Source organism: Rhodococcus sp. APC 3903 (genome assembly GCF_030407755.1).
Taxonomy (GTDB): domain Bacteria; phylum Actinomycetota; class Actinomycetes; order Mycobacteriales; family Mycobacteriaceae; genus Rhodococcus_F; species Rhodococcus_F erythropolis.
Map to the genome: position 1 here is coordinate 91373 of NZ_JASDCV010000003.1, position 22445 is coordinate 113817.

Annotated in this window: 22 protein-coding genes; 13 read left to right on the forward strand and 9 right to left on the reverse strand. The window is 63.6% G+C overall.

The annotated features are described in order from the left end of the window. Positions 1-3: 3 nt before the first annotated feature. The 3 genes from cysT to QMA15_RS05065 are packed head-to-tail and all read left to right on the forward strand — an operon-like array spanning position 4 to position 2701. Complete coding sequence (cysT, locus tag QMA15_RS05055) at positions 4-852, forward strand: sulfate ABC transporter permease subunit CysT (protein WP_003944556.1); 849 nt, start codon at positions 4-6, stop codon at positions 850-852. Beyond that, positions 849-1655 (forward strand): sulfate ABC transporter permease subunit CysW, encoded by an 807-nt coding sequence (cysW, locus tag QMA15_RS05060; RefSeq protein WP_003944503.1) that lies wholly within the window; start codon positions 849-851, stop codon positions 1653-1655. Before cysT ends, cysW begins: the two co-directional genes overlap by 4 nt. Beyond that, on the forward strand, positions 1652-2701 hold the full coding sequence (locus QMA15_RS05065) for a sulfate ABC transporter ATP-binding protein (protein WP_020908203.1): 1050 nt from the start codon (positions 1652-1654) through the stop codon (positions 2699-2701). The genes cysW and QMA15_RS05065 overlap by 4 nt, the downstream gene beginning before the upstream one ends. 125 nt (positions 2702-2826) lie before the next feature. On the opposite strand, the gene QMA15_RS05070 is transcribed toward QMA15_RS05065, so the two are convergent. From QMA15_RS05070 to QMA15_RS05100, 7 genes are all read right to left on the reverse strand, one after another. Beyond that, positions 2827-3723: a universal stress protein gene (locus tag QMA15_RS05070; RefSeq protein WP_021333400.1), complete on the reverse strand. Its 897-nt coding sequence runs from the start codon at positions 3721-3723 to the stop codon at positions 2827-2829. Between the two features lie 55 nt (positions 3724-3778). Beyond that, positions 3779-4555 carry a DUF998 domain-containing protein gene (locus QMA15_RS05075; RefSeq protein ID WP_020908202.1) on the reverse strand — a complete coding sequence of 259 codons (777 nt, stop codon included), beginning with the start codon at positions 4553-4555 and terminating at the stop codon, positions 3779-3781. Positions 4556-4649: 94 nt separating this feature from the next. Beyond that, complete coding sequence (locus QMA15_RS05080) at positions 4650-5405, reverse strand: sirohydrochlorin chelatase (protein ID WP_020969974.1); 756 nt, start codon at positions 5403-5405, stop codon at positions 4650-4652. Positions 5406-5409: 4 nt separating this feature from the next. Then, positions 5410-6696 (reverse strand): GTP-binding protein, encoded by a 1287-nt coding sequence (locus tag QMA15_RS05085; protein WP_020969973.1) that lies wholly within the window; start codon positions 6694-6696, stop codon positions 5410-5412. Further along, positions 6696-7631, reverse strand: a complete 936-nt coding sequence (gene cysD, locus QMA15_RS05090; RefSeq protein ID WP_020908199.1) for a sulfate adenylyltransferase subunit CysD — start codon at positions 7629-7631, stop codon at positions 6696-6698. The genes QMA15_RS05085 and cysD overlap by 1 nt, the downstream gene beginning before the upstream one ends. Continuing rightward, positions 7628-8371, reverse strand: coding sequence for a phosphoadenylyl-sulfate reductase (locus tag QMA15_RS05095; RefSeq protein WP_021333398.1), 744 nt, complete (start codon positions 8369-8371; stop codon positions 7628-7630). The genes cysD and QMA15_RS05095 overlap by 4 nt, the downstream gene beginning before the upstream one ends. Beyond that, on the reverse strand, positions 8368-10098 hold the full coding sequence (locus QMA15_RS05100; RefSeq protein WP_019749031.1) for a nitrite/sulfite reductase: 1731 nt from the start codon (positions 10096-10098) through the stop codon (positions 8368-8370). Before QMA15_RS05100 ends, QMA15_RS05095 begins: the two co-directional genes overlap by 4 nt. Positions 10099-10601: 503 nt before the next feature. Between QMA15_RS05100 and hemW the strand changes: the two genes are divergently transcribed. Beyond that, the gene (gene hemW / locus QMA15_RS05105) at positions 10602-11828 is read left to right on the forward strand and encodes a radical SAM family heme chaperone HemW (protein WP_029255651.1); all 1227 of its coding nucleotides are present in this window, start codon (positions 10602-10604) and stop codon (positions 11826-11828) included. Positions 11829-11863: 35 nt separating this feature from the next. Next, positions 11864-12484 carry a hypothetical protein gene (locus QMA15_RS05110; RefSeq protein WP_024487635.1) on the forward strand — a complete coding sequence of 207 codons (621 nt, stop codon included), beginning with the start codon at positions 11864-11866 and terminating at the stop codon, positions 12482-12484. A 26-nt stretch (positions 12485-12510) separates the two neighbouring features. Here the strand turns inward: QMA15_RS05110 and QMA15_RS05115 are convergent, their stop codons facing one another. Then, positions 12511-12834 carry a type II toxin-antitoxin system VapB family antitoxin gene (locus tag QMA15_RS05115; protein WP_003944521.1) on the reverse strand — a complete coding sequence of 108 codons (324 nt, stop codon included), beginning with the start codon at positions 12832-12834 and terminating at the stop codon, positions 12511-12513. Between the two features lie 157 nt (positions 12835-12991). Between QMA15_RS05115 and hrcA the strand changes: the two genes are divergently transcribed. From hrcA to QMA15_RS05140, 5 genes are all read left to right on the forward strand, one after another. Beyond that, entirely contained in the window at positions 12992-14035 is a 1044-nt protein-coding gene (gene hrcA, locus QMA15_RS05120; protein ID WP_019749027.1) for a heat-inducible transcriptional repressor HrcA, read from the forward strand. 81 nt (positions 14036-14116) lie between these two features. Further along, positions 14117-15268 carry a molecular chaperone DnaJ gene (gene dnaJ / locus QMA15_RS05125; RefSeq protein WP_019749026.1) on the forward strand — a complete coding sequence of 384 codons (1152 nt, stop codon included), beginning with the start codon at positions 14117-14119 and terminating at the stop codon, positions 15266-15268. Between the two features lie 2 nt (positions 15269-15270). Further along, positions 15271-16032 (forward strand): 16S rRNA (uracil(1498)-N(3))-methyltransferase, encoded by a 762-nt coding sequence (locus QMA15_RS05130; protein WP_021333396.1) that lies wholly within the window; start codon positions 15271-15273, stop codon positions 16030-16032. Between the two features lie 163 nt (positions 16033-16195). Continuing rightward, complete coding sequence (locus QMA15_RS05135; RefSeq protein WP_020908192.1) at positions 16196-17434, forward strand: Ig-like domain-containing protein; 1239 nt, start codon at positions 16196-16198, stop codon at positions 17432-17434. Between the two features lie 14 nt (positions 17435-17448). Beyond that, positions 17449-18225, forward strand: a complete 777-nt coding sequence (locus tag QMA15_RS05140) for an alpha/beta hydrolase (protein ID WP_021333395.1) — start codon at positions 17449-17451, stop codon at positions 18223-18225. Here the strand turns inward: QMA15_RS05140 and QMA15_RS05145 are convergent. Continuing rightward, entirely contained in the window at positions 18217-19821 is a 1605-nt protein-coding gene (locus QMA15_RS05145; protein ID WP_279163969.1) for an MFS transporter, read from the reverse strand. The two genes, QMA15_RS05140 and QMA15_RS05145, sit on opposite strands and share 9 nt — an antisense overlap. 128 nt (positions 19822-19949) lie before the next feature. On the opposite strand from QMA15_RS05145, the gene QMA15_RS05150 reads away from it, so the two are divergent. The 3 genes from QMA15_RS05150 to ybeY all read left to right on the forward strand — a co-directional run bounded on the left by QMA15_RS05150 (position 19950) and on the right by ybeY (position 22437). After that, the gene (locus QMA15_RS05150; protein WP_279163968.1) at positions 19950-20645 is read left to right on the forward strand and encodes a TetR/AcrR family transcriptional regulator; all 696 of its coding nucleotides are present in this window, start codon (positions 19950-19952) and stop codon (positions 20643-20645) included. A 199-nt stretch (positions 20646-20844) separates the two neighbouring features. Further along, a complete protein-coding gene (locus QMA15_RS05155) occupies positions 20845-21846 on the forward strand; it encodes a PhoH family protein (RefSeq protein ID WP_223304543.1) in 1002 nt (333 codons plus the stop codon). Positions 21847-21894: 48 nt separating this feature from the next. Beyond that, complete coding sequence (ybeY, locus tag QMA15_RS05160) at positions 21895-22437, forward strand: rRNA maturation RNase YbeY (protein ID WP_279163967.1); 543 nt, start codon at positions 21895-21897, stop codon at positions 22435-22437. The last annotated feature ends 8 nt before the right edge of the window (positions 22438-22445 follow it).

Here is a 22445-nt window from a genome sequence, read left to right on the forward strand (position 1 = left end):
GACGTGACTGACACTATTGACCCCACCCCCGTGGCTCGTCGGCGAAAACTCGCGCGGGTCACGGGGAGTGTGGGGCCGCTCGGAATCGGAGTGGCCACCCTGTGGCTCTCCGTGATCGTTCTGCTTCCGCTCGCCGCGTTGACCGCCACCGCGTTCGACGAGGGGATCTCCGGATTCTGGGACGCCATCACCGCACCCGTCGCCTTGGCGTCGTTGCGCGTGACGTTGTTGGTCTCGGTGATCGTGGCATTGATCAACGTCGTGATGGGCACGATCATCGCGTGGGTGCTGGTCCGGGACGACTTCCCGGGCAAGCGCATCGTCAACTCGATGATCGATCTGCCGTTCGCACTACCGACCATCGTGGCGTCGATCGTGCTGCTGTCTCTCTACGGCCCGCAGTCACCGATCGACATCCACCTCAATGCAACCCAACCCGGACTGATCGTGGCATTGGCCTTCGTGACCTTGCCGTTCGTGGTTCGCTCGGTGCAGCCGGTGCTGATGGAGGTCGACCGCGAAGTCGAGGAAGCCGCTGCATCGTTGGGGGCTTCCAACTGGACGATCTTTCGTTCCGTCGTTCTTCCGACGCTGGCGCCTGCCGTCATCTCCGGCGCGGGGCTCGCATTCGCCCGAGCGATCGGTGAATACGGCTCGGTCGTTCTGATCGGCGGCAACATCCCACGCGTGACACAGATGACGTCGCAGTACATTCAGCAGCAGATCGAAATCGATCGTCCGACCAACGCCGCTGCCGTCTCGGTAGCGTTGCTGGCCATCGCATTCGTGACGCTGTTCGTCCTGCGAATCTTCGCCTCGCGAGGACAGCGACGTGAGGAGAGTTCCCGATGAACGTGTCCAGAGGATCGAAGATCGGTCTGCGGACCATCGCTCTCGTCTACCTGTTCGTGTTGTTGGTCGTGCCGATCGGTGTGATCCTGACGCGAACGTTCGAGAACGGAATCGGCCCGTTCCTCGAATCGATCACGACGCCGGCAGCGATCTCCGCGCTGAATCTTTCGCTGATCATCGTGGCGATCGTGGTTCCGATCAACGTCGTGTTCGGTGTCGTCACGGCGCTGGCACTCGTGCGTGGGCGTTTCCCGGGGCGGGGCGTACTGCAGTCGGTGGTCGATCTGCCCTTCGCGGTCTCGCCCGTCGTCGTCGGTGTGTCGTTGATTCTTCTGTGGGGTGCCAACGGTTGGTTCGGCGGCATCGAATCGTTGGGGTTCAAGGTCATCTTCGGGTTGCCAGGCATGGTGATCGCGACGATTTTCGTGACGCTGCCCTTCGTCGTCCGGGAAGTCGAACCCGTACTTCACGAGATCGGCGACGAGCAGGAACAAGCAGCCGCGACGCTCGGTGCCTCTGGTTGGCAGACGTTCTGGCGGATCACCTTGCCCGCGATCCGCTGGGGTTTGACGTACGGAATCGTGTTGACGGTGGCGCGTTCGCTCGGTGAATTCGGCGCAGTCATCATGGTCTCTTCCGGCTTCCCGGGGGTATCCCAGACACTGACATTGCTGGTGCATTCGCGATACATCGACGACCACAACACTTTTGGTGCGTATTCGGCGGCAACGCTGCTGATGGGCATCGCCATCATTGTCCTGTTGCTGATGACGCTGCTGGACCGTAAGAGGAGCACCACATGATCACAGTGACCGGGGCCCGCAAGAACTACGGTGATTTCGCGGCGCTCGACGACGTGACGGTCAACATTCCCTCGGGTTCGTTGACGGCATTGCTCGGGCCAAGTGGCTCGGGAAAGTCGACGTTGCTGCGTTCGATCGCAGGGCTCGAAGAGCTCGATTCGGGAACCATCACCATCGCAGGCAAGGACGTCACCGGCGTCTCGCCGCAGAAGCGTGACATCGGTTTCGTGTTCCAGCACTACGCAGCGTTCAAGCACATGACGGTGCGAGACAACGTGGCCTTCGGGCTCAAGATCCGCAAGCGCCCGAAGCCGGAGATCGAGAAGAAGGTCAACGAACTTCTCGAGATCGTCGGCCTCGACGGCTTTCAGCATCGGTACCCCGCGCAGCTGTCCGGTGGTCAACGTCAGCGCATGGCGTTGGCGCGCGCTCTGGCGGTGGATCCGCAGGTGCTCCTGCTCGACGAGCCCTTCGGCGCCCTCGACGCGAAGGTCCGTGCCGACCTGCGCACGTGGTTGCGTCGCCTGCATGACGAGGTGCACGTCACCACCGTCCTGGTCACACACGACCAGGAAGAGGCTCTCGACGTCGCCGACCGCATCGCGGTGCTGAACAAGGGGCGGATCGAGCAGATCGGTGAACCTGCCGACCTGTACGACCGTCCGTCCAACGACTTCGTGATGTCCTTCCTCGGATCCGTCGCGAAGCTCAACGGGCAGTTGGTCCGTCCGCATGACATCCGTCTCGGCCGCGATCCGAGCATGGCTCTCGCTCAGGAGTCCGGAACGGCCGAGTCCCTCGGCGTCACACGCGCAACCGTCGAGCGCGTCGTGTATCTCGGCTTCGAGGTTCGAGTCGACCTGCGCAACGAGGCAACCGGTGAGTTGTTCTCGGCTCAGGTCACCCGCGGTGACAGTGCAGCTCTGCACCTCGAGGCGGGGGAGACGGTCTACGCCCGGGCTACCCGGGTGCCGGATCTGCCGGAGACTCCGGTGGTGACGCCGGAGCAGGAGCCGGTGACGGTGAGCGTCGTCGGCCAGGTATGACCCGCTAGCCCTGTTTGACCTGTTTCACCCCCACTCCTGTTTGAGCGAACGGCACTTTCGGCCTCCTGATGGCGCCGAAAGTGCCGTTCGCTCAGAGTCGGGGGTCGGGCAACAGCGAGACCAGTTCAGCCCTCTCGGCAGACGAGGACCGGGCATTGGGCGTGGTGGATGAGGCTCTGACTGGTCGATCCGACTATCGACGCCATGAACGGGCTGCGGCCGTGGCTACCGACGACTACGAGTTGCGCTTCCGCTGAATGCTCGAGCAGTGCCTTCATCGGTCCGCTGCGCTGGACACTCCGGGTGACGTCGACATCGGGGTACTTCTCCGTCCAGCCGGCGAGGCACTCGGACAGCAGAGCGTGCTCATGCTGTTCGTACGGTCCCCAGTCGACGAAGCGCCTGGCTTCGGAGTACCCGCCGAGCGAGGCGTGCTCGTTCCAGGTGTGAACCGCAACCAAGGGCGCGCCGAGGAACGCGGCAAACTCGAAAGCATGCGCGACGGCGAGTTCGCTGAGCTTGCTTCCGTCGACGCCGACGACGATGGGCCTGGTGTCGGCTACCGCGTGCTCGCCGGTACCGCGGAACACCGCCACGGGGCAGTGCGCCCGGTTGACCACCCGAATGGTGTCGGAACCGAGAAACACCGATTGCATTTCGCTGGTACCGGCCTGACCAAGTGCAACGATGCGAGCGGATTTCGAAAGTTCGACGAGTGTGGTTGCGGGAGTGCCGGTCACGAGGCCGCGTTCGACGGTGACGTCGGTGTGATCGTCGCGAATGGCGTCCTCGGCCTCGTCGAGTAACTTTGCACCCTCGACGCGAAGGTGGTGGTCGAACATCTCTTCGTCGGTGACGTTGGTACCGCCACCTGACTCGGGTTGTCCCGGCAGAACGTGGGTCAGTCGCAATGGTTCGTCGAATCTCTTTGCAGCCGATGCTGCCCACCTCGCGGCGTTGACCGCGCTTGCCGAGCCGTCGATGCCGGCCACGATTCCGTGTCGAACAGATGCACTGGTCATGGAAGTCTCCTCGCGTCGCCTCCCTACCAGTGTGTCCCTGGTCACCCCGGGTTCGCTACAAACTCGTCAGCTCCCGCGGTGCGAGAACGTCGGTAGGCACTGCTGCGCGAGTTCGACGCGGGCGCAACGACAACAGAGCGGTGATGAATCCGTTACCGGGCAGTGTCAATTCCACGTTCTTCAACACGGTTCGGCGCATCAACGCGAGCAGGGCTGCGACGCCGGTGACTGCCATCCACATCGGCAGCGGGTACAGCGTCAAGCGTTCACCCAAGCCGAAAGTGAGTGTTCGTCCGAGAAGCAGTACGGCGCCGACGATTCCGGTGGCCGCGCACAGTCCCGACCATACTGCGATCCATTTGCTGTGCTTCCAGAATTGAATTGCCATGAGTACGAGAACGGCATGACGGGCGACGAAGCCGGGAAGTACTGCGGTCCAGTGAACGAAGGTCCCGTCGTTGGCCGGGAAGAGGCCGGTAGCCGCGGTGCTCAGTGCAACGACGACGGCAAGGCCGAGAATCCACTTTTTCGCACGACCGTCCGGAATGTACTTGTGCAGCAAGGCTGCACCGAGGATGGTGAGCGCACCGAGGATCATGAAGGCCGCGTTCATGACGTCGTGCATCGGCGAACACGAATCCACGCTGCATGTCGTCACGCCCAGCGAACTGATGGAGTCACGCGCGAAGCTGTACGGCGTCTTCCAGGCACCGGCCGTGAAGATCTCGACAAGCAGGTAGAGCACCGACAGGACCCAGGCGGTGCCGGCTGTGCCGAGGCGAAGATTGTGAGTGATGGTGTTCCCTCTCGCGGCGCTCTGAGGGGATTGCACCCAAAGATCTGTTTCGCAGGCGAAGGATGAACCTTCGCAGGCTGGACAGATCCAACACTACGGTAACAATCTGATAACGGCCTGTGAAACCGGATCAGGCGGAGCGGACCAGACGGTCGGGTAGTGCATCAGCGACTTGTCGGTAACGGTCGATCATCGTTTCGATCAGTAGAGAGTGCCCACCGATCGTTTCGGCGAAACGCGCGCGCGGACATACCGTTGCTGCTGCAGCGCTGAGTCGGTCGGTCAGTAGGCCGGGAGCCAAGAACCAGGGTGCGACGACAACGCGTTCGGCGCCGTTCTGCTCGAGAGCGGAGATCGCCTGGGCAACTGTTGGTTCCGCGGATGTCGCGAAACAGATTCGAACGCCCGACCAGTTGGTTCCGCTCAGGAGAGTGGACGCCAGTTCTGCGGTCGCGGCGTTGGCACGCGCGTCGGACGAGCCGACTGCCGCAAGAGCGACACCGACCGACGGATCGTCCGGCCGGGCGCCCGCTTCGAGGATTCGCTCGCGCACTGCCTCGATAAGCCGAGCATCGCGACCTAGTACGTCTGCTTGGAACACGGTCAGTTGGGGGTGGCGTGTCGCGGCAGCGGCCAAGAGCCCGGGCAGATCTACCCGAGCGTGGAAGGCGTTGCCCAGCAGCATCGGAACAACAACGGCGTGAGTGTGGCCGTCGTGTGCAACTCCGTCCAGGACCTGATCGATGGACGGTGCATTGAGATCGAGAAACGCCAGCCGGACATCGAGGTCTGGCCGGGCTTCACGAAGAGCCGCCACGGCAGCCGCGATCACCCGAGCAGAACGGGGATCACGGCTGCCGTGCGCAACAGCAATGAGCGGAACCATCGACTTAGACGCGCTCGCCCAATTCGACAGCGGAAATGACGTCGCCGACCAAGCCGGCTGCGAGAGTGTTTCCACCAGCGGGATCGATCAACAGGAAGCTGCCGGTGTGGCGGTTCACTGCGTAGTCGTCGGCCACGATCGGCTCGGCCACGCGGATCGAGATCTTGCCGATCTCGTTGAGCTCGAGAGTGTCCGGGCCCTGATCCGTGGTGAGATCCTGCTCGTTGAAGCGCTCCACCAAGCTGCCGACGATGGCCTGCGTCGTGCGCGTGCCGTGCTTGAGCAGCAGACGTGCGCCGGGGCGCAGCGACTTCTCGGCCAACCAGCAGACGGTGGCGTCGAATTCGCCGATCGGCTCGGGTGCGTCAGACGGCGAGGCGATGGTGTCGCCGCGAGAGACGTCGACGTCGTCCGCCAGGATCAGCGTGACGCTGCGCCCCGCGTGGGCGACGTCGAGTTCGCCGTCGGCCGTGTCGATACGAGTGACGGTGGTGCGCGTACCCGAGGGCAGGATCACCACTTCGTCGCCGGGTACGACGGAACCGGCGGCAACCTGGCCGGCGTATCCGCGGTAGTCGAGGAACTCGGCGGTACGCGGACGGATCACGTACTGCACCGGGAAACGCAGGCCGACGCGATGCGGCTCGGCGTCGACCGGAATCGACTCGAGGTGCTCGATCAGCGTGGGGCCGGTGTAGTACGGGGTCTTGTCGGAGCGGATGGCGACGTTGTCACCGTGCAGTGCCGATACCGGGATCTCGACGACGTCTTCGCTTGCCCAGCCCAGTGAGCTGGTGAGTTCGTTGAACTCGGCGGAGATCGAGGTGAAGACCTCTTCGGGGTTCTCGACGAGGTCGATCTTGTTCACGGCGAGAACGAGCTTCGGGACACCGAGCAACGCGAGAACCGCTGCGTGCCTACGAGTCTGCGCGATGACGCCCTTGCGGGCATCGACCAGCAGGATCACGAGCTGAGCCGTCGAGGCGCCGGAGACCGTGTTGCGGGTGTACTGCACGTGGCCCGGTGTATCGGCAAGCACGAAGGTGCGCTTGGGGGTCGCGAAGTAGCGGTACGCCACGTCGATGGTGATGCCCTGCTCACGCTCGGCGCGCAGGCCGTCCACCAGGAGCGACAGGTCAGGGGTGTCGAGACCGCGGTCCACCGACGCACGGGTCACGGCGTCGATCTGGTCGGCGAGAACGGATTTCGTGTCGTACAACAGGCGGCCCACGAGGGTGGACTTTCCGTCGTCGACGCTGCCGGCAGTTGCCAGTCTGAGCAGATCGCTCATCAGAAGTAGCCCTCTCGCTTGCGGTCTTCCATGGCCGCTTCGGAAACTCGGTCGTCGCCACGGGTCGCGCCGCGCTCGGTCAAACGTGATGCCGCAACCTCGGCGAGAATCGCTTCGTTGTCAGCCGCATCGGAGAGAACAGCACCGGTGGTCGAACCGTCGCCGACGGTGCGGTAACGCACCGAAAGGGTCTGCAGCTCTTCGCCGTCAGCCGGACCACCCCAGACTCCGGGGGTCATCCACATGCCGTCGCGCTGGTACACCGGACGCTGGTGGGCGTAGTAGATGCTGGCGAGTTCGACGTTGTCGCGGGCGATGTAACGCCAGATGTCCAGCTCGGTGAAGTTGCTGAGCGGGAAGACGCGCACCTGCTCGCCGGGGGAGTGGCGACCGTTGTAGAGGTTCCACAGTTCCGGGCGCTGCTTCTTGGGATCCCACTGGCCGAAAGCGTTGCGCAGCGAGAAGATCCGCTCCTTGGCGCGGGCGCGCTCCTCGTCGCGGCGAGCGCCACCGAAGACGGCGTCGAAGCGGTTCTCGGAGATCGCGTCCAGCAACGGAACGGTCTGCAGCGGGTTGCGAATACCGTCGGGGCGCTCGGTGAGGCGACCGTCCGCGATGTACTCCTCGACGCTGGCCACGTGCAGGCGCAGGTTGTACTTGGCGACGACGTGATCGCGGAAGTCGAGAACTTCCTGCAGGTTGTGGCCGGTATCGACGTGCAGCAGGGTGAACGGCAGCGGCGCAGGCCAGAAGGCCTTGATCGCCAGATGCAGCAGCACGGTGGAGTCCTTACCGCCCGAGAAGAGAATGACCGGGCGTTCGAACTCGCCGGCCACCTCTCGGAAGATGTGGATCGCTTCGGACTCGAGGGCGTCGAGAGTATCGAACTGTGTGCCGTCGAGCTGAGGACGTGAAAGTGTCAAGTCAACTGTCATGATGCGTGCAACCCGCATTCTGTCTTGGAGGCACCGGCCCAACGACCGCTACGCGGATCGCTGCCGGGGGCTGGCTTGCTGGTGCAGGGTGCGCAGCCGATGGACGGATAGCCCTCGTCGACAAGAGGATTGACGAGGATGGAATTGGTGTCGATGTAGTTCTGCATCTCCTCGTCCGACCACGGAGCGATCGGGTTGATCTTCACGAGGCCGAAGGCGTCGTCGAAGGAGATCAAGGGAGCGTTGGCGCGGGTGGGCGCTTCGACGCGGCGGATGCCGGTCACCCACGCGCTGTAGCCGGACAGTGTCTGCTTGAGGGGTGCGACCTTGCGCAATGCGCAGCAGCGGTTGGGATCACGGGCGAACAGATCCTTGCCCTCGGCGACATCCTGCTCGGCGACGCTTGCCAGCGCGCGTGCATTGATGACGTTGACGCCGTAGACCTGCTCGACCGCGTCACGCGTGCCGATGGTCTCGGGGAAGTGGTAGCCGGTGTCGAGGAAGAGTACGTCGACGCCCGGATGAACTTGTGCGGCAAGGTGAACCAGCACTCCATCCTGCATGTTCGACGCAACAATGTAACCGTTACGATCCCCCGTCGCTGCGCTCGCCCCGTCACCGAACGTGTCCTCGGTCCACTGCAACAGTTCCTGTGCGCTGGCTCCGTCGAGTTCTACGGCACCGCGCTCGGCGATGGACCGAAGCTCGTCGGCGGTTGCTCGCGAAATGTCCACTGTCATCGCAAATCTCCTTCGTCAGCGCGCACTGCCCATTCGGCGAACCGTTCACCTTCGTTGCGGTTCTTGACGAACTGACGTACGACGCGGTCGATGTAGTCACCCATCTCGACGCTGGTGACCTTGTGCTGGCGCAGCTTGCGTCCGAAGGCGCTGTCGAATCCGAGGCTGCCTCCCAGGTGAACCTGGAAACCCTCGACTTGATTCCCCTCACCGTCGTCGACGAGCTGGCCCTTGAAGCCGATGTCGGCGATCTGCGAGCGAGCGCAGGAGTTGGGGCAACCGTTGATGTTGATGGTGATCGGCACGTCGAGCTGGCTGTTGATGTCGGCGAGACGCTGTTCGAGTTCGGGCACGAGCACCTGCGAACGCTTGCGGGTCTCGGCGAACGAGAGCTTGCAGAACTCGATGCCGGAGCAGGCCATCAGGTTCTTGCGCCAGTGCGACGGACGGGCGGGAAGGCCCAGCGCGTCGAGATCGGCGATGAGCGGCTCGAGGGTCTCGTCGGCGACGTCGAGGATGATCAGCTTCTGGTACGGCGTGAAGCGGATCCGGTCGCTGCCGGCTTTCTCCGCGGCGTCGGCGACCTGAGCCAGGATGTCTCCCGAGACGCGGCCGGCGATCGGAGCGAAGCCGACTGCGTTGTGGCCGTTGCGGGTCTTCTGGATGCCGACGTGGTCGATCGGGCGCTTGGGCTTCTCCGGCGCGGGGCCGTCGATGAGCGGGCGCTTGAGGTACTCGGTCTCGAGAACCTCGCGGAACTTTTCGATGCCCCAGTCCTTGATCAGGAACTTGAGCCTTGCCTTCGCGCGCAGACGGCGGTAGCCGTAGTCACGGAAGATCGAGACGACACCCTCCCAGACATCGGGGACCTCGTCGAGCGGAATCCAGGCGCCGACGCGCTGCGCCAGCATCGGGTTGGTGGACAGTCCGCCGCCGACCCAGAGGTCGAGGCCCGGGCCGTGCTCGGGGTGGTTCACGCCGATGAAGGCGATGTCGTTGATCTCGTGAACGACGTCCTGCTGACCGGAGATGGCGGTCTTGAACTTGCGCGGCAGGTTGGAGTACTTGGGGTCGCCGATGTAGCGGCGCACGATCTCGTCGATCGCCGGGGTGGGATCGAGGACCTCGTCGAGCGATTCGCCGGCCAGGGGAGAACCGAGGACGACGCGGGGGCAGTCACCGCACGCTTCGGTGGTCTTGAGTCCGACGGCTTCGAGGCGCTTCCAGATCTCCGGAACGTTCTCGACCTCGATCCAGTGGAACTGGACGTTTTCGCGGTCGGACAGGTCGGCGGTGTTCCGGCCGAATTCCTTCGAGATGCCGGCGATCGTACGCAGCTGCTCGACGTTGAGAGCGCCGGCGTCGCAACGCACGCGCATCATGAAGTATTTGGCCTCGAGCAGGTCGATGTTCTCGTCGCCGGTGAAGGTGCCGTCGTAGCCTTCTTCGCGCTGGGTGTAGAGACCCCACCAGCGGAAGCGGCCGCGAAGGTCGCCCTTGTCGATGCTGTCGAATCCCTGCTTGGAGTAGATGTTTTCGATGCGGGCCCGAACGTTGAGCGGGTTGTCGTCCTTCTTGGCCTGCTCGTTGGCGTTGAGCGGCTCGCGGTAACCGAGGGCCCACTGACCTTCGGCGCGACGCTTGGCGGGACGCGCAGCGCGTGCGGGCCGGGCTTCGGCAGGTGCTGCCGAATCGGCGGGTGTGGCGGCGTCGGTGGTCGACGTCATCGATGAACTCCTGGATCTGGGCGGTTGATCGGCACGCGGCACGCACTATCGACGAACTGTGGCGGTGTCTGATCGGGACGCACCGGTCCGTGTCGGAAATCGAGGGGGCTGTCCTCGGTCTCGGAAAGCTCGCGGCCGGCAGGTGTGCTCACGAAAACGAACAGCTGGAGAAGCTGTATCTCTGAAACGACGTGTCTCTGCAGAGAGTTGTTTCGGTGAAGCAGATGGAGATGAGCGGGAAAGGCTGGAAGATCAGTGAAAGATCAACAGCTACACAGGTGCAGACACGACGAGCTGCACACACGCTTGAAGTCGACGTGGCGACGCGCCACAAGTCGCACTCCGAGTCCGGTCATGCGGACCATTGTGCCACGTCAACTCGATAATTCCGACTCGGGCGCATATTTCCACGAAAAACGGGGGAAATATCGAGTTCAGGCCACGCGCCGACCTGCATCGCAGGCTGAATAGGTGTGCGTTCCGGATGCTGGGACACTGGAGGCGTGAATGCCACCAGCACGACTCCCACTCGACAGAGCGAGGCGACGCCCTTCGCCTTGCCCGCGCGATCGCTCGAGGGTGTCGGGAAACGGCCGTTCGGGATCTACATCCACGTCCCGTTCTGTGCCACCAGGTGTGGGTACTGCGATTTCAACACCTACACGGCCGGTGAGCTCGGAACCTCGGCGTCGCCGCAGTCGTGGCTGGAGGGTTTGCGACGCGAACTCGATCTCGCGGCCGAGATGACGGGCGCCCCGGCGGCCGAGACGGTGTTCGTGGGCGGTGGAACGCCGTCGCTGCTCGGTGGCGACGGGCTGTCCGACGTGCTGTCGGCGGTTCGCAGCAGCTTCGGCTTGGCGTCCGGCGCCGAAGTGACCACGGAATCGAACCCCGAATCGACGTCGCCGGAATTCTTCGACGCTCTCCGTAGTGCGGGATTCACCCGCATTTCCCTCGGCATGCAGTCCGCGGCTCAGCACGTCCTGAAGATCCTCGACCGCACCCACACTCCCGGCCGCGCCGTCGCTGCCGCGAAAGAGGCTCGCGCAGCTGGTTTTTCGCACGTGAACTTGGATTTGATCTATGGAACGCCAGGGGAGCGAGACCAAGATCTGGACGCCTCACTCGATGCGGTTCTCTCCGCCGATGTCGACCACGTCTCGGCCTACGCGTTGATCGTCGAGGACGGCACCGCCATGGCTCGCAAGGTCAGGCGCGGCGAGCTGCCCGCGCCGGACGACGACGTGCTGGCCTCACGATACGAACGAATCGATTCACGCCTGTCCGAGGCCGGCTTGCACTGGTACGAGGTCTCCAACTGGGCAAAGGCGGAAACCGCGGACTCCGGTGACACCCGGTGCCGTCACAACCTCGGCTACTGGGACGGTGGTGACTGGTGGGGCGCCGGACCGGGCGCGCACAGTCACGTCGGCGGAGTGCGGTGGTGGAACGTCAAGCACCCGGCACGGTACGCGGAACAGTTGGCCCTCGGTGAACTTCCCGTCGGCGGCAGCGAAGAACTGACCGCCGAGGACGAACACATGGAGCGCGTCATGTTGACCGCGCGGTTGCGTACGGGACTTCCGTTGTCGGAACTGTCTGCATCCGAACGCCTTTCGGCCGACCAGGTGGTAGTCGACCGGTTGGCCGTGATCGAGAACGATCACGTGGTTCTCACCGACCGTGGCCGCCTGCTCGCTGATGCGGTGATTCGCACGATCCTGACCTGACGCGGCACCATCCTTTGCCGCGTAATGTGGCCGTGGTGGCCATCATTCATCGTGCGCAGCTGAATCCGTCCAAGAACGACCTGCTCCGAGCGTGGGTGCCCAAGCAGCCATGGATCAGGTCGGTCGACTGTTCGACGCTCGAACGCGTCGACGCCTATCGTTTCGACGACCCGGACGGCGAGGTCGGAATCGAGACGCACCTGCTCCGCTCTGCCGACGGTCGAATTCTTCAGGTCCCGCTCACTTATCGTGGTGCTCCGCTGGACGGGGCGGAGACTGCGCTGATCGCAACCATGGATCATTCGGTACTGGGCGAGCGGTGGGTGTACGACGCTTGCTGCGATCCGGTCTACGTGAGCGCGGTGGCGACTGCGATTCTGACCGGTGGGGCCGGAGTCGATCTGGTTTTCGCGGACTCCGCCGATCACATCCCGGTGACGGCTCACGTAGTAGGCAGCGGTACGGCCGGCGCTTCCGTACCGGACGTCGAATCGGTGACCTGCTCGACAGTCGGCACCGACACGATCATCGGCGCGGGAGAACTGGAATTGACCGTGGTGAGAGTGATCGACGCAGATCGAGTGTCAGGCTCGGCGACGCTCACCGGAACCTGGCCGGGGCAGCCGAATCCCGCACTGCTCGCGTTCGTCGGTTGAGTCTCGGCGCCTGAGTCGCGTGAGCGTCAGCGGACGCCCTCGATGACACCGGGCATCGCGTCGAAGTCGAAGACACGCGCGTGCAGCACGACGCGGTTTCGCAGGGCCGAACGAACCGCTCGGTGCAGGCCGTCCTCGAGGTAGAGAGTGCCGCGCCACTGCACTGCGTGAGGGAACAGATCGCCGTAGAAGGTCGAGTCCTCCGACAGCAGGCGATCGAGTTCGAGGACCTTCGTGGTGGTCACGATCTCGTCGAGTCGAACCTGACGTGGAGGGAACTTCGACCAGTCGCGTAGAGACAGTCCGTGATCGGGATACGGTTTGCCGTCCATCACGCCTTTGAAGATCATGTGCCGCCTTGTCCATGGTTGTGCGATCGACCCTTCGCCGATCTCACTCCACAGTAAGGGCAACAGCCGTCTCTGGCGCTCGGGCGATTAGACTGCCAGTGGGAACCGATGTGTAAATGTCGGTGTTCGTTCTGTTCAGGAAACGGAGGTGGCAACGATGTCGAGTACCGACGACAGGCGTTTCGAGGTCTTACGTGCAATCGTGGCCGATTACGTCTCCACCCAGGACCCGGTGGGATCCAAGGCCCTGGTCGAGCGTCACAACCTTGGAGTGTCGAGCGCCACTGTGCGCAACGACATGGCATTCCTCGAGGCCGAGGGCTACATCGCCCAACCGCACACCAGTTCCGGCCGCGTTCCGACCGACAAGGGATACCGCGAATTCGTCGATCGCATCGCCGACGTCAAGCCCATGTCCGGGCCCGAGCGCCGAGCGATCCTGGAGTTCTTGGAGTCGGGTGTCGACCTCGACGACGTTCTGCGTCGTGGGGTGCGACTGCTCGCGCAACTGACCCGTCAGGTCGCGGTTGTCCAGTACCCGTCGCTGTCCGCGTCGTCGGTTCGCCACCTCGAGGTGGTCGCATTGACGCCGGCGCGCCTGCTCCTCGTTCTCATCACCGATTCCGGCCGCGTCGATCAGCGAATCGTCGAACTCGGGGACGTCCTCGAAGACGAAGACCTGTCCCGGTTGCGCGCGCTTCTCGGCGGGGCCCTGGAAGGCAAGCGCCTGGCCGCCGCGTCGATTGCCGTGGCGGAACTGGCCGACGAGTCTCCGGCCGACCTGCGCGACGCCGTGATCCGGTCGGCAACGGTTCTGGTCGAGACCCTGGTCGAACATCCGGAAGATCGCCTCGTCCTGGGCGGAACCTCCAACCTCACGCGCAACGCCGCCGATTTCTCCGGTCTGGCCGGCTTCCCCGGTTCGCTGCGCGCAGTGCTCGAAGCACTGGAAGAGCAGGTAGTGGTCCTCAAACTGCTCGCTGCGACGCAGAATTCCGGCACGGTCACCGTCCAGATCGGTGAAGAGACGCAGGTCGAACAGATGCGCGGAACCTCCGTGATTTCGACTGGCTACGGCGCGGCCGGTACCGTTTTCGGTGGTGTCGGTGTGCTCGGACCCACTCGGATGGACTATCCGGGAACAATTGCATCGGTTGCCGCCGTTGCCAGATACATCGGCGAAGTTCTCTCCGAGCGATGACGGACGTCGACATTTGGTCGGCACACCTCCTCGCGAGGACTGAGGAAAACCTAGAAGTAAGAGAAGGACGAGAGACTCAACGTGGCACGGGATTACTACGGATTGCTCGGCGTCGGCAAGAACGCGACAGACCAGGAGCTCAAGCGCGCTTACCGCAAGCTGGCACGCGAACTGCACCCGGACGTCAACCCTGACGAGGCTGCGCAGGCCAAGTTCAAGGAGATCTCGACGGCCTACGAGGTCCTGACCGACCCGGAGAAGCGTCGCATCGTCGATCTCGGCGGAGACCCGCTCGAGTCCGGTGGCGGCGGAGGTGGTGGCTTCGGCGGCGGATTCGGTGGCGGTGGCCTCGGCGACGTCTTCGAAGCCTTCTTCGGCGGCGGTGGCGGCGCAGGTCGTGGGCCGCGCGGTCGCGTTCAGCCCGGAGCCGACTCGTTGCTTCGCACCAAGCTGACCCTCGCAGAATGTGCGACGGGAGTCAGCAAGCACGTGACCGTCGAGACGGCCATTCTGTGCGACAGCTGCACCGGAGCCGGAACCAACGGCGACTCCAAGCCTGTCCGCTGTGAGACCTGCAACGGTGCCGGCGAAGTTCAATCCATCCAGCGCTCGTTCCTCGGTCAGGTCATGACCTCGCGTCCCTGCCCGACGTGCCGCGGTGCCGGTGAGACCATCCCGGATCCCTGCCACAAGTGTGGCGGCGACGGCCGAGTGCGGGCCAAGCGCGACATCACGGTGAAGGTTCCGGCGGGCGTTGCCGGTGGCATGCGCATCCGTTTGACTGCGCAGGGTGAAGTCGGCCCAGGCGGCGGACACCCCGGCGACCTCTACGTCGAGATCGTCGAGCAGCAGCACGACGTCTTCGTTCGGGACGGTGAAGACCTGCACTGCACCATCCGTGTTCCCATGGTCGACGCAGCACTGGGTACCAGCGTCACCGTCGACACCATCATCGACGGCCCCAAGGAAATCACCATCGAGCCAGGCACCCAGCCCGGGCACGTTGCTGTTCTTCGCGGTCACGGTATGCCGAAACTGCGGTCGGGAGTGCGCGGCGACGTCCACGCTCACCTCGAGGTGGTCATCCCGAGCCGCCTCGATCACAAGCAGTCCAAGCTGCTCAAGGAATTCAAGCTGCTCCGCGATCGTGACGAAGCCGAGGTCGTTTCGACGACGTCGCAGAACAGCGGTGGTCTGTTCTCGCGTCTTCGCGAAGCATTCAGCGGCCGCTGACGGTGGCCGCAACGGTCTTCTTTCTCGACCCGGTTCCCGGCGTCGGTGAAATCGCAGTTCTGGACGGGCAGGAGGGCCGCCACGCGGCCACTGTCCGCCGGATCGGTGTCGGCGAGCGTTTGGTGTTGGCCGACGGACGTGGCCGGGTAGCCGACGCCGAGGTGACGAGCGTCGGCAAGGATCGCCTCGAACTGTTGGTCAGCGACGTTCAGGTTCTCGAGCAGCCCAAGCCGTTGGTGACCCTGATTCAGGCACTGCCCAAGGCCGAGCGCTCCGAGTTGGCCGTCGAACTGGCCACCGAGGCTGGTATCGACGCCGTGATTCCGTGGCAGTCCCTGCGTTGTGTCGCCAAATGGGAAGGCCCGAAGCTCGCCAAGGGCGTCGCACGCTGGCGAAGTGCCGCAGTGTCTGCGGCGAAGCAGTCCAGACGCGCGTTCGTCCCGGAGATTTCGGATCTGCACAAGACGGCGGCGGTGATCGCGTTGGTTCGCGACGCCGTTGCCCGCGGCGCTGTGGTTGCGGTGCTTCACGAATCGGCGACGACGCCGTTGGCCGGCTTGCCGTTGGCGAGCGCGGACGAGGTATTTCTCGTTGTCGGTCCCGAAGGTGGGCTCGACGATTCGGAGATCAGTGCGTTGTCGGAGGCCGGGGCCACTCCGGTGCTTCTCGGGCCGACGGTCCTGCGCACGTCGACCGCCGGGGCTGTTGCTCTCGGCGCGATCGGAGTGCTGACCGATCGCTGGGGACCACGGCCACTGCACTGATCTTGTTGTGACTGCACTGATCTTGTTGTGACTGCACTGACGTTGGTGTGATCCCGAGCTGAATCGGATCCGGCGCTCAGCGAAGTGTCAGATTTGCGCACTATCGTAAGGACGTCGGGGGTCGCCTTCGGCGTGAGTTGGTTCGGGGATTTCAGGAGGCCAGATGTTGTCACGTGCGCATATGCGAATTGCCGGAGCGGTGTGTGCCGCGGCGGCGATGATGCTGGTTGCGGGGTGCACGGTCTCCACCGGAGACAACCCGGGCTCTTCCGGTAATGCCGTCACCACCACACCGACCAGCGAGGCGCTCGTCACCGTCACTCCCGCCGACGGCGGAACCCCCGTGAGCCCCCTCGATCCCATCGAGGTCCAGGTCGCGAAGGGAACACTGACGACCGTCGCGCTGACCAATCCCGAAGGTAAGGAAGTCGCCGGTATCACGACGCCTGACAAGACGTCCTGGAAGCCGAGCGAACCACTCGGATACGGCAAGACCTACAAGCTTGTCGTCGATGCCGTCGACGCGAATGGTGTTGCCACGACCAAGAACACGACGCTGACCACCGTCGCGCCGAGTAATCAGACTCGCGCGTACATCAACACCACCGGTGGCGCCTCGATTTCGGACGGTGGCACGTACGGCGTCGGCACGGTCGTCGCCGTTCATTTCGACGAGTTGATCGGTGACAAAGCCGCGGCCGAGAAGTCTCTGGTGGTCACCACCAATCCGCCCGTACAAGGATCGTGGTACTGGGTCGACGGTCAGAATGTTCACTGGCGTCCGCAGAATTACTACGCACCAGGCACGACGGTCTCGGTGAACGCGAACATCTACGGCAAGCAACTCGGCAACGGACTGTACGGCCAACAGGACGACACCGTGTCCTTCAAGATCGGCGACTCCCACGTCTCGGTCGCCGACGACAACACCAAGATGGTGACCGTCTACGAAAACGGTCAGGTGATCAAGGAGATGCCGACCTCGATGGGAATGGGCGGCACCGAAACGATCGGCGGCACGACGCTCTCGTTCTGGACCCAGCCCGGCACGTACACCGTGATGGACAAGGCCAATCCCGTCATCATGGATTCGTCGACCTACGGTCTGCCGATCAACTCGCGCCTGGGCTACAAGGAATCCATCAACTGGGCCACCCGCATCAGCACGGACGGTATCTATCTTCACGAGTTGGAGAGCACCGTCTGGGCGCAGGGAAACACCGACACCTCGCACGGTTGCCTCAATCTCAGTGCGGCCAATGCCAAATGGTTCTTCGATTTCTCGCAGCCAGGAGATGTCGTCGAGATCAAGAACACCGGCGGGGCTCCGCTGGAGGTGTGGCAGAACGGCGACTGGACCCTCTCGTGGGCAGACTGGGCCGCAGGCAGCGCCCTCGCCTGAGATAGATTTCCTCGGTGCCTCGATTCAAGATTCCGTACGGCCGACACGAGCAACAGTTCGGGCATCTCTACGTTCCCGACGAGGCGGTTGACGGCCCGATCCCGATCGTCATGCAGATCCACGGCGGCTTCTGGAGCGGGCAGTACGGATTGAATCTGGGCACCGCATTTGCCGTCGAACTCGCGCGGCACGGCGTCGCAGTGTGGAACATCGAATACCGCCGCCTCGGGGCGGGCGGTGGTTGGCCGGAAATGTCCGCCGACGTGAAAACGGCGTACGACGAAATCCCCGGACTGGTTGCCGCGAAGTCCTCGGCCGAATTCGATCTGAATCAGATTCGCCTGCTCGGGCATTCGGCCGGCGGACATCTTGCAGTGTGGCTGGCGGGAGAGAAGGACACGTTCACCCGGCCTGAACGGGTAATCGCGCAGGCTGCCGCACTCGATCTGGCGTCGGCAGGCGAGCGTGGACGACGGATCAGCTTCATCGAGGATCTGTTCGGCGTTCCGTTCGAAGCGGACCCGGATCTGTATCGCAATGCGTCGCCACAGCATCGACTGCCGATCGGCGTTCCCGTTGTGTGCGTCACGGGTGCGGAGGATCTGCAGGTGCCGGCCAAGGTGAGCTCCCGGTATGCGAAGGCTGCCGAAGCGGCTGGTGATCCCGTGGCACTGCGTGTGATCGAGGGCGAAGGGCACGACGCATTTCTCTCACCCTCGACCGAGTCCTGGCGGGTCTCCCGCGAGTTGGTTCTCGCCGAAGACCCGCTGGCTCCGAGCACGTCAGACTGACACGGGGCCTTCTTGCACAGGGGCCTTCTTGCCCGGCAGGATGAACGCCACGACAACTGCCCCCACGAACAGTGCAAGGCCGCCCGCCCAGCTGGCCGCCGAAATCGCGTCGGCGTAGGCACTGCCGGCGGCGTCGAGCAACGGCGCTGCCTGAGCTGCAGCCAAGGGGTTGCCTGCCATCTCTTCGGCGACCAACGAAGCGCCGCCGACGGATTCTCCCGACACCTCCATCGCGTACGCGGCCTGTTGCGCCAGCTCACCCGTCAACTGTGGAACCTGCATACCGCTGATGAATCCTGCGATCGAATCCTTGTAGCTCGCAGCGAGGATCGAGCCCAGGATCGCGATTCCCAGAGAGCCGCCGAGTTCGATGGCGGTGTCGTTGAGGCCACCAGCAGCGCCGAGATCGTCCTCGGAGAAGTTGTCCATGATGGCGTCGGTGGCCGGCGGTTCACTCAAGCCGATGCCCAGGCCGAGCAGGATCAGTGGGACAGCGAACATCCAGTAGCCCGAATCGCCGTCTACCTGCGTGAGAATCAGAACACCGACCGCGGCGACGACCATGCCGCCGACGATGGATGCCCGGACGCCGATCAGCGGAGTGATCCGGCCACTGACCACGGCGCCGATCGAAACGGCAATTGCCAAGGGCAGCAGACGAACACCGGTTTCGAGTGCGCCGTAGCCGAGGATGAACTGGAACTGCTGTGAGATGAAGTAGATGGCACCGAAGGCGGCCAGGAAGAGCAGAAGTACGGCGAGTGTCGCGCCGCCGACCATGCGCTGGCCGAGTTTGCGGACGTCGAGCAGTGGCTGCGGGTGACGCAGTTCCCAGACGACGAACGAGACGAGGCCGATCGCAGCGAGCATGGCGGCGCCGATGGGTCCGCCGGTCCACCCGAAGTGGAATCCGTTGATGATCGAGTACACGAGCGATCCGATGGTGACCACCGAGAGTGCGCCGCCGATCCAGTCGATCCGGCCCAGGTGCTCGGCCTTGCTCGGCGGCACCAGGATTACGGCGGCGACGGCAACGACTGCGGCGATCGGGACGTTGATCAGGAAAGTGATGCTCCAGGAATGGCTGTCGAGAATCCATCCGGCCAACAGCGGGCCGAGGGCAATCGCCAGACCCGACGTCGCCGCCCACGCCGCGATGGCGCGTGATCGCTCCGCCTTGGGAAAGGTCGCGACCAGAAGCGAAAGCGTCGCGGGCATGATGATCGCGGCGCCGACGCCCATGATCATTCGTGCCGCGATGACGGCGTTGGTGGTGTCCGCGATACTGCCGAAGACGGCGCCGCCGGCGAACACGGCGAGTCCGGCCAGAAGCGCTCCGCGGCGACTGTACTTGTCACCGATCACGCCGAACAGCAACATCAGCGCGGCGTAGGGGACTGTGTAGCCGTCGATGACCCATTGCAGTTGCGTGCTGGTGAGCCCGAGGTCTCTGGTCATGTCCGGCGCCGCGACGATCAGCGCGGTATTCGCCATCACGACGATCAGCAGACTCAGGCACAACACCCCGAGCGCGGCCCACCGCCGTGAGTACGGCTGGTCCATCTCCGAGACAGGTTTGCTCATGAGTGTCGTCATGACGCGACTCCGTTCCTGATGATCGAAGAGACTCCTCGATCTATTTGCACACTGATGTGTAAGTTAATAACTTGCACATCGATGTGCAACTATGATTGACCTAGATCACAGTTGGGCAGTCGAAAGAGGTGGAACGCGCGTTGACGCATTCGGGCACAGTCGTTTCGGGAACTGCCGAATCGGGCGGAAGGCAGCGTCGTAGTCAGGCCGCGGCGAATCGCAATCGCATCATCGAGGCGGCGATCACGGCGTTCGCTGCTGATCCGGATGCGAGCATGGACGACGTAGCAAAGGCTGCCGGTGTGGTCAGACGAACCGTGTACGCGCATTTCGACAGCCGTGAGGCGCTGATCAACGGCATCGTGGACGAGGCGTCGACCGATCTCGTTGCTGCGCTGAGCCAAGCCGGTGAGCCGCCCGAGCGCCCGGATCTGGCGACTGCCGTTCTGGCATTGCTGTCATGGCCGGTCGGCGATCGATTCCGGATGCTGCTCAGCTTTGCCCGCAAAGAGTTGGGGGAGCAGCGGATTCTCGATTTGATGGAGCCCGCGCGCGCCGTGAGTGTCAGCGTCGTCGAGCGAGGTCAGCGTGACGGCACCTTCTCGACATACCTGCCGGCCGAGACTCTGGTAGCGATGACCGAGGCGATCACGATCACTTTGTTCGATCAGGCCAACAGTGGGCTCATCACCGACTCTGGCGAATCCTTTGCCGCCGTATGCCTGGTCATCGCGGGTATCAGTCCGGACAGAAGCGCCGAGGTCGTCGCCCAAGCGTCGGAATGGATCCGAGAATCGCTGCCGTCCGGTCGCCGCGAGGATTAGGCCGGGACGATTAACAAGTGGGCCGTGTCCGACTCTGGCGCTAGACTTCGAAGTATCGAGGCTCACGAGTCGAGTGGGCTGATCGGACCAGAAAGCAGGCCATATTCACCACGTGAGTGAACACAGTGAACTCGACGGGAACCGTGTAACCACCATCACCGATCGCGCTCTGCCCGCAGAGCGCACCGTCCGTTCGAGTATGGATCTGGCGCCGGAGACCGTGCGCCAAATCCTGGGGGCGACGGACGAGAATCTCACCGCGATCGAACGTGAGCTTCGTGCCGACATTCACGTACGTGGCGGAACCATCTCCTTGTCGGGGACGGCTGCAGACGTTGCGCTGGCAGAACGTGTGTTCAGTGAATTGGCGTCGCTGGCCGGTCGGGGGCAACCCATCGCACCGGATGCTGTTCGACGAACCATCGGCATGCTCACCAACGAGGTCGGCGAGTCTCCGGCCGAGGTGCTCTCCCTCGACATTCTTTCGCGTCGGGGCAAGACGATTCGGCCCAAGACCCTCAACCAGAAACGCTACGTCGACGCCATCGACGAGAACACCATCGTGTTCGGAGTCGGCCCGGCCGGTACCGGCAAGACCTACCTCGCCATGGCCAAGGCCGTTCAGGCGTTGCAGGCCAAGCAGGTCTCTCGGATCATCCTGACCAGGCCGGCAGTCGAGGCCGGCGAGCGACTGGGCTTTCTGCCCGGCACGCTGCACGAGAAGATCGATCCGTATCTGCGCCCGCTGCACGACGCATTGCACGACATGATGGATCCCGAGGCGATTCCGAAGTTGATGCAGGCCGGAGTCATCGAGGTCGCTCCGCTCGCTTACATGCGCGGCCGGACGCTCAACGATGCCTTCATCATCTTGGACGAAGCGCAGAACACCACGGCCGAGCAGATGAAGATGTTCCTGACCCGTCTCGGGTTCGGTTCCAAGATCGTGGTCACCGGAGACGTGACCCAGGTCGATCTACCTGGTGGGGCCCGTTCGGGTCTGCGTGCGGCATCCGAAATCCTCACCGGGATCGACGATATTCATTTCGCCACCCTCGACAGCAGTGACGTCGTACGTCATCGGCTGGTCTCCCACATCGTCGACGCTTACGAGCGTCACGAATCGGATCGGTCCGGCGAGTTGGCCGTCGGAAACCGGGCGCAGCGCCGCGCTGCACATGCTCATTCACCGCGACGGTAGGCTGATCGACGCATCAACCCCTACTTTTCCCAGGAAAGAGCGTCGCACATGAGCATCGAGGTCTCGAACGAATCGGGCATGGACATCTCCGAACCGGAGTTGATCAGCGTTGCCCGTTTCGTGATCGCTCGGATGGATGTCCATCCGGCGGCCGAGCTGTCGATGGTTCTCGTCGACTCCGCGACGATGGCGGATCTGCACGTTCGCTGGATGGACCTGCCGGGCCCGACCGACGTCATGTCGTTCCCGATGGACGAACTCGAGCCGGGTGGCCGTCCTGATTCCGCGGAGCCTGGACCGTCGATGCTCGGCGACATCGTGTTGTGTCCGTCTTTTGCCGCGGATCAGGCTGACAAGGCCGGGCATTCACTGGCCCACGAACTTGCCCTCCTGACCGTCCACGGTGTGTTGCACCTCCTCGGCTACGACCACGCGGAGCCGGAAGAGGAGAAGGAGATGTTCGGCTTGCAGAACAGCCTCCTCGAAGAGTGGTACGAAGACCTTCGCCGTATCGACCGCGAAGCAGCACTGGCCGAACGCGATCAGAAGCTGCTCGGCAAGACCGGTTTCGTCGACGGAGTGGACCGATAACAGGCATC